This window comes from Streptococcus sp. UBA3373 (genome assembly GCF_002360305.1).
In the GTDB taxonomy this organism is placed as follows: Bacteria; Bacillota; Bacilli; order Lactobacillales; family Streptococcaceae; genus Streptococcus; species Streptococcus alactolyticus.
Genome location: NZ_DEQF01000016.1, coordinates 1 through 6729, shown reverse-complemented (window position 1 = coordinate 6729; position 6729 = coordinate 1). Strand labels below are relative to the sequence as shown.

Below are 6729 nucleotides of genomic sequence, written 5' to 3'. Positions count from 1 at the left end.
CAGTTGACAATGAGCCGATTTTTCAGCGAACAACTTAGGCAGTTGCTGCTTTATATAATTCTGCGACTTTTTCCCAATTAATAATGGTAAAGAAAGCTTTGATGTAATCTGGACGAACATTGTGATATTTGAGGTAATAAGCGTGTTCCCACACATCAAGACCCAAAATAGGTTGTTTGCCTTGTGAAATTGGGTTATCTTGGTTACCTGTTGACATCACTTCTAATTCGCCTTCTTGGTTGACCACTAGCCAAGCCCATCCTGAGCCAAAGCGAGTTGTGGCTGCTTGGGTAAAGGCTGTTTTAAAGTCTTCAAATGAGCCAAAAGCGTCTTCAATAGCTGCTAGAACTTCTGCTGTTGGTTCTTGTTTTTCAGGCGTCAATAATTCCCAGAAAAGCGCGTGGTTAAGGTGGCCACCACCATTATTGATGAGGGCTTGACGAATGTCTTCTGGAATGCGTGTCACATCTGACAACAAAAACTCTAAATCTTCCCCAATTTCAGGGTGTTTTTCCAATGCAGCATTGGCATTTGCTAGATAAGTAGCGTGGTGTTTATCATGATGCAAAATCATGGTTTCTTTATCAATATAAGGCTCAAGAGCGTCATATGCGTAAGGTAGGTTTGGTAAAATAATAGCCATGCGGATTACCTCTTTCATCTTTGTACTCTTATTCTATAAGAAAATAGCAGAGCGGGCAAATAATTTGACCGCTTTTTTAAGTGATTTCAATGGCGTTCATGAGCGATTTTTAAAATGGCAACATCAAACAAATAATCCTTGTCATAAGTCCCTGTTTTGATGGCATAATCGGTTTCAATCAAAATCTTGATGGCTAATCTTAAAAAGGCAATGGATAAAGGCCTTGAATCCCGCAACGCAAATCGGACTTGGTAGGGATTGACCCGACGGCCAAGATAATCAGACAAGCGGCTAACAATCTGCGACTCGTTATTGCCCTGACGAGCTAGGAGGCTGACTTGTAGAAACATCCGAAATTGCCCCAGCATAATCGCAATCAGCTTAATCTCATCCTCTCCTTGCAAACGCAAATCACGAATCAAGTCACGCGCCTCATCAATTCTGCCATTTAACACAAACTGCGTCAAATCAAAGATATTATCCTGCAAAGTCTTAGGGATGGCTTGGCTAATATCATCTGTCGTAATATGACCGTCTGCCTTGTAGGATTTTAAAAAGGCAATGTTTTTCAACATCTCACTAAAATCATAGTTAGACTTCAACAGCAAGGCGTCAAAAGCCCCAGAATCAAAGGTCAATTTTTCCTTATGCGCTAATTTTTGAAAATAAGTTTTGAGTTCTGCTTCTTTTAAAGGCTTGGCTTCAAAAATTCTGGAATCACGCTTGAGAATCTTAACCAAACGGCGTTTGCCGTCCAATTTTCCTGGAGCGTAGATAATCAAACGCGTCGTTTCCAAAGGATTTTCCAAATAAGCTTCAAAACGTTTGAGGGCCTTGTCATCCAAGTAGGCTCTTTTAGACGTCGTAATATCAAGCAGATTATCAAAAATCACGACCTTTTGGTTTTCAAAAAAAGGTAAACTCTCAAGGTCCATCTCAGCATCTTCATAATCCACCTCAGCCATGTCAAAATAAGAATAGGTCAAATCGTCCTTGTCATAACCCACACGCTCCATCAAGCGTTCTTTCAGCTGGGAAAATTGACCCAAATCCTCGCCTGTCACCACTGTAATCAAGCTTAGGTTTTCCTTTTTTAGTGTGTCCACTTCTTCAATTGCAATCATAGCATTATTATATCAAAAATCCCCTCAAGCGTCATGGTGGCAAACAAGTCATCGCACCGTTTCGATTTGCCAATGTGTCAATCCTCTAAACCGAATGGCGCCCTCTTGGTCTGTGCGGTAAATGCGCAAACCTTGCTGATTAAAACGTTCCAAGGTTTCTTGGTGAGGGTGCTTGTAACGATTCTTCTCTCCTGCTGAAATCAGAGCCATTTGAGGGGAAATATGGGCTAAAAATTCTGGACTTGAGGAACCTTTTGAACCATGGTGGCCTGCTTTTAAAACATCCACTGGTAAATGAGAATAGGTAGCCATTAAATCCTGCTCGCCCTCTTTTTCTAAATCCCCTGTAAACAAGAAGCGTTTGCCCAGCAATTGTCCATAAAGCACCATCGAATCATTATTGCCACCGTCGCCTACATCATGGGGATAGAGCACCTGCAAGCGACTACCCATGATAGGCAGCATATCACCTACTTGGAGCGCTCGAACCTTGGTTTTCATGACTTGCAATTTCGCCACAAAATCTGTCTTAGTCAAACTTCCCTGACTGACCAAAACCTCGCCAATCGGCATTTCTTGGGCTAGAACAAGCATATCCCCCATGTGGTCTGCATCGGTGTGGGTCAAAACCAACTGGTCAATTTTTCCGACCCCTCGGCTCTTAAGATAAGGAATCAGCGTCCGTTCCGCATTGCTATCACTGAAACACTCCTGCCACGCTTCTTTCTTTCCAAAACCAACCTTGCCACCCACATCGATGAGCAGCGTTTTGCCCGTCACATCTCGCAAAAACAAACTATCTCCCTGCCCAACATCGACCACCGTCACTTCATTTTCCAGCGGATGCTTGGTTTGAAAAAAGAGTAGAGCGACCACGGCAAGCAAGAAAAGCGCCAGCTTTTTCCGACGGTAAACATCGTACAAGATTCCTAATATTAGAAAGAAAAGCAGCAAAATAGCTAGATGGGGTTTGCCAAAAACCAGCGGTGCTCCAATCATTCCCTTAGTTACCTTGATGATTTGCTCCAAAAACACAAATAAGCCATTTAAAAAGGTCAGCTTAACAAAAGGCGATAGGAGAAAAACAAGGGACAAAAGCGGCAAGAGAACCACGTCAAAGGCAAATGAAAAGCAAGCCGTCAAAACAATCGACAAGGGCTGAAACACCGAGAAAAAATAAATGAGCAAGGGCAGACTCCCCAACGAAATAGCGATACTCTCAGCAAATATTTTAGAATGACGTGTCAAGTCATCAAACTGCACCAGACTTAATATGAACGCAAAAGCAAACGACAAAACGCCGCCCGTCGTCAGCAAAAATGAGGGCATCACTAGAAACAAACTCAGCATTGTCAGAGCTAGATTGTCCAATCGTTTAATGCCAAATGGTGCCAAAATAGCTTGCAATAAACTTCGAATCACAGAAACGGAAAAACCGGTCAACCCAGCATAAACAAAGGAAAATGGCATTTGCAATACCGTCACCTGGTCACGGCGCAAGCCCAGACGCAAAAAGAAGGTCCGAAAAATCCCTACAAAAAAGCCAACCTGCATACCTGACAAGGCAAACAGATGAATAATGCCCAAACTCGTGTAAATATCACTCATTTCCGCGAAAGACTTGTCCAAATAACCAAACAAAAGCCCTGTCATATAGTGCTGCATGGGAGCTGGAAAATGCTGCTGAATGCTAACAATGGCTTGACGACGCCACTCATGCAACCTTTCCACAAACGTTAGAGAAGAAACCGCCTTTATCTCCATAATCTCTGACACGGTAGCCATACGGTAAATTCCTTCATGTTTTAGATAAGTCCGATAATCAAAACCACCGAAATTACGCTGGGGCGTAGCTTCTGCTAGCTCTATATCACCAGATAAAAGTACTGTTTGGGATAGATTTTTAAACCATTTTTGCTCGTTTTCCGATGACAATCTGTAAAAAGCTTGGTAGGTCCGTCCATCTGCCTTACCGCGAAAAGAGAGCAAATCCCCATTGACTGACAGAGTGTCTGGTATTATCTGAATGTGTTGAAGCTTAGAGGGAGCTGAGCGGTAAGCGTTATTTGCTTGTTGCACCTGGTATAGAAACAAACCTGCAAAGCCTACCAAACACAAGCAGACCTGCCCTAATCTTTTAAAACCGTACTGTTTCCATAAAAGTAGCAAGGCCACTAATAGCAAACACCCACAATATAAAGCTTGCGAGAAACACCAATAATAAAGCAACAATACTAAAAAAGCCAATTGAATTGGCTTAATGGGAAAATAGTTAATCAATGCTCACCTCTGATTTGAGTTTTTCTAGGGTCTTATCTCCGATACCTGACACATTTTTCAATTCTTCAACCGAAGTAAAACCGCCATTTGCCTCACGGTAATCAATGATATCTTGCGCACGTTTGGCCCCAATACCTGAAATGATCTGAAGTTCTGTTGCTGTCGCCGTGTTCAAATTGATGGTACCAGTAGCAGCTTCTGTCTGGCTACCGCTGGCCGTTGAGGGGAATTTTGTGGCTGGACTTACCTCTTCCCCAATCTTTGCCACATAAACCACAGCTTCATCGCTTACCTTTTCAGCTAAATTCACAGATTTTCGGTCTGCTTCTTCCGTGAAGCCACCTGCCATTTTGACCAAATCAGTCACCCGACTGCCAGCAGGCAACTCATACACACCTTCATTGGTCACTGCCCCTTTGATGTCCGCAACTATTTTGCCACTTGTCGTTTGAGACTGGCTGCTCGCCGTTTTGCTTTTGACCTGCTCTGAACTGCTGCTTGCCAACTGGCTACTAATGACAGGCAAAGAGCTTTCGGCTTCCACCTTAGGCTGAGTGACTTGTGACCAAACAAAAAAAGCCAGCAACATGGCAAACACAGTCCCAAAACTCGCTGCCAAGGCCTTATGCTCTGATACTTTTGCTTTGATAGTTTCCAAAATAACGTCCAACACTCTAACTCCCTTATTTGTGATTTTGTGGTTTTTGACCACTTCTACTTATTTATTCGAAAAAAGCCCGGCTAATAGCCGAGCATTTTTGGTTTAATTCATTTTACGGTGTTTGTCTGGATCCCAAACAAAGCTAGCAAAGTAACTGAAAATCAAGGTTAAAATCACCACAACAAGGGCAATGAGTCCTAACGGAATGCGGTAAATGTAAGTCAATGGATTTGGCTTTTTATCCACATGAAAAGTCGCATTTTCAGCATCCAAACGATCAAATTCGGTCTGAATGCGATGAGCGACTTCTTCAACCCCTTCATCATTCATGCGTTTAATATCTGACACATCAATTGGGTTCCCAAAGTTCATGTCAACACGCTCTCCTGTCAAGAGCCCTTTAACGTCCATTGGACCTGCATAAACGACAGGCATAATCTTAACCTTTGCCATTTTGGCAATAACCGCAACCCCACCTTTCACATCTGTTGAATGACGGCTACCACTTGGAAACATCACCAAAGAGCGATTGCTTTTTTTCAACATATTAATTGAGTAACGTAAGGCATCTCTACCAGGGTTTTCACGGTCAATTGGAAAGGCACCACACATGCGAATCCACCAACCAAAAACCCGATTGGTAAACAATTCCTTTTTAGCCATGAAAATAAATTCTTTTGGTCTAGCCGCAAAAGCCATGTAAATCGGGTCCCACCACGTTCGGTGAGGCGCTACCAAAATGTAATTTTCATCCTTGCTCAATATTTTATCTTCATTATGATAATGTGCATTGCCATTAAAAATCCAAAGAAGAAATACAACTAATCCTCGCAAATACGTATAAAACACAGGCGGGCTCCTTTTCTTTCATTATCCTTAACATTGTACCACGGTTGAGTTATTTTAGGAAGAATAAATGTGCCGCGTGCTAGTGACTTGCTCTAAAATTTGCTATAATAAATGGCATGACTAATGTAACTTTAAAAGCGGGTGAACGCATTGACCAACTCTTTTCGACAGATGTAAAAATCATTCAAAACAAGGATGTTTTTAGCTATTCTATCGACAGTATCTTGCTCTCTCGTTTTCCAAAAATACCTTCACGTGGTTTAATTGTTGACCTTTGTTCAGGAAATGGGGCTGTGGGGCTCTTTGCTAGCACACGCACCAAGGCTCCTATTATCGAAGTGGAACTTCAAGAACGCTTGGCTGATATGGCACAACGCTCTATCCAGCTCAACCACTTGGAAAACCAAGTGCAGATGGTGCAAGATGATTTGAAAAATCTACTCAACCATGTCCCCCGTTCAGGTGTTGATTTGATTCTTTGTAACCCTCCATATTTCAAAGTATCCGAAACATCAAAGAAAAACCTCTCTGAGCACTATTTACTTGCTAGGCATGAAATTACGACCAATTTGGACGAAATCTGCGAAGTGGCACGCCACGCCCTCAAATCCAACGGACGCCTTGCCATGGTGCATCGTCCTGACCGTTTTCTTGATATCATCGACACCTTGCGTCAGTATAATCTAGCTCCAAAACGCATTCAATTTGTTTATCCTAAAATGGGCAAGGATGCTAATATGCTTCTCATTGAAGCCATCAAAGATGGCTCCACAGATGGACTGAAAATTCTCCCACCACTTTTTGTCCACAAAGAAAACGGAGAGTACACTGACGCTATTTTTGAAATCTATTTTGGAAAAAATGCCAAACGACACTAAACTAGCCTATCTCTACGTGGTCGAATGCGCAGACGGAACGCTCTACACAGGCTATACCACCGATGTTGATAGACGCATACAGACCCACAATAAAGGTAAGGGTGCCAAATACACCAGAGCCCGCTTACCTGTTAAACTCATCTATCAAGAAAGCTTTGAAAGCAAACAAGCTGCCATGTCCGCAGAAAGCCACTTCAAGCGAAAAACACGACAGGCAAAATTAGACTACATCAAACAACACAAAAATCTATCAGGATAAGACATCTTGATAGATTTTTCGGCTCTATAATTTCT

The 6729-nt window shown here is 42.4% G+C and carries 7 protein-coding genes; 2 read left to right on the top strand and 5 right to left on the bottom strand.

Translation table 11 applies throughout. The features are described from left to right. Window positions 1–34: 34 nt before the first annotated feature. The 5 genes from B3R79_RS02875 to B3R79_RS02855 form a co-directional block, all read right to left on the bottom strand. Window positions 35–643: a superoxide dismutase gene (locus B3R79_RS02875; RefSeq protein ID WP_293693636.1), complete on the bottom strand. Its 609-nt coding sequence runs from the start codon at window positions 641–643 to the stop codon at window positions 35–37. Between the two features lie 86 nt (window positions 644–729). Then, window positions 730–1767 carry a DNA polymerase III subunit delta gene (holA, locus tag B3R79_RS02870; RefSeq protein ID WP_293693632.1) on the bottom strand — a complete coding sequence of 346 codons (1038 nt, stop codon included), beginning with the start codon at window positions 1765–1767 and terminating at the stop codon, window positions 730–732. Between the two features lie 48 nt (window positions 1768–1815). Next, window positions 1816–4047 (bottom strand): DNA internalization-related competence protein ComEC/Rec2, encoded by a 2232-nt coding sequence (locus B3R79_RS02865; RefSeq protein WP_293693630.1) that lies wholly within the window; start codon window positions 4045–4047, stop codon window positions 1816–1818. Continuing rightward, window positions 4040–4708 (bottom strand): helix-hairpin-helix domain-containing protein, encoded by a 669-nt coding sequence (locus B3R79_RS02860; RefSeq protein WP_293693634.1) that lies wholly within the window; start codon window positions 4706–4708, stop codon window positions 4040–4042. The genes B3R79_RS02865 and B3R79_RS02860 overlap by 8 nt, the downstream gene beginning before the upstream one ends. Window positions 4709–4810: 102 nt before the next feature. Next, on the bottom strand, window positions 4811–5557 hold the full coding sequence (locus B3R79_RS02855) for a lysophospholipid acyltransferase family protein (RefSeq protein ID WP_204984941.1): 747 nt from the start codon (window positions 5555–5557) through the stop codon (window positions 4811–4813). A 116-nt stretch (window positions 5558–5673) separates the two neighbouring features. On the opposite strand from B3R79_RS02855, the gene B3R79_RS02850 reads away from it, so the two are divergent. Together B3R79_RS02850 and B3R79_RS02845 are read left to right on the top strand one after the other, a co-directional pair. Further along, window positions 5674–6435: a tRNA1(Val) (adenine(37)-N6)-methyltransferase gene (locus B3R79_RS02850; RefSeq protein WP_293693627.1), complete on the top strand. Its 762-nt coding sequence runs from the start codon at window positions 5674–5676 to the stop codon at window positions 6433–6435. Further along, window positions 6419–6694, top strand: a complete 276-nt coding sequence (locus B3R79_RS02845) for a GIY-YIG nuclease family protein (protein ID WP_168261468.1) — start codon at window positions 6419–6421, stop codon at window positions 6692–6694. The genes B3R79_RS02850 and B3R79_RS02845 overlap by 17 nt, the downstream gene beginning before the upstream one ends. Window positions 6695–6729 lie beyond the last annotated feature (35 nt).

Coding starts and splice junctions, on each gene's coding strand:
- B3R79_RS02845 (WP_168261468.1), top strand. CDS start 6,419: ATGCCAAACGACACTAAACTAGCCTATCTCTACGTGGTCGAATGCGCA.
- holA (WP_293693632.1), bottom strand. CDS start 1,767: ATGATTGCAATTGAAGAAGTGGACACACTAAAAAAGGAAAACCTAAGC.
- B3R79_RS02875 (WP_293693636.1), bottom strand. CDS start 643: ATGGCTATTATTTTACCAAACCTACCTTACGCATATGACGCTCTTGAG.
- B3R79_RS02850 (WP_293693627.1), top strand. CDS start 5,674: ATGACTAATGTAACTTTAAAAGCGGGTGAACGCATTGACCAACTCTTT.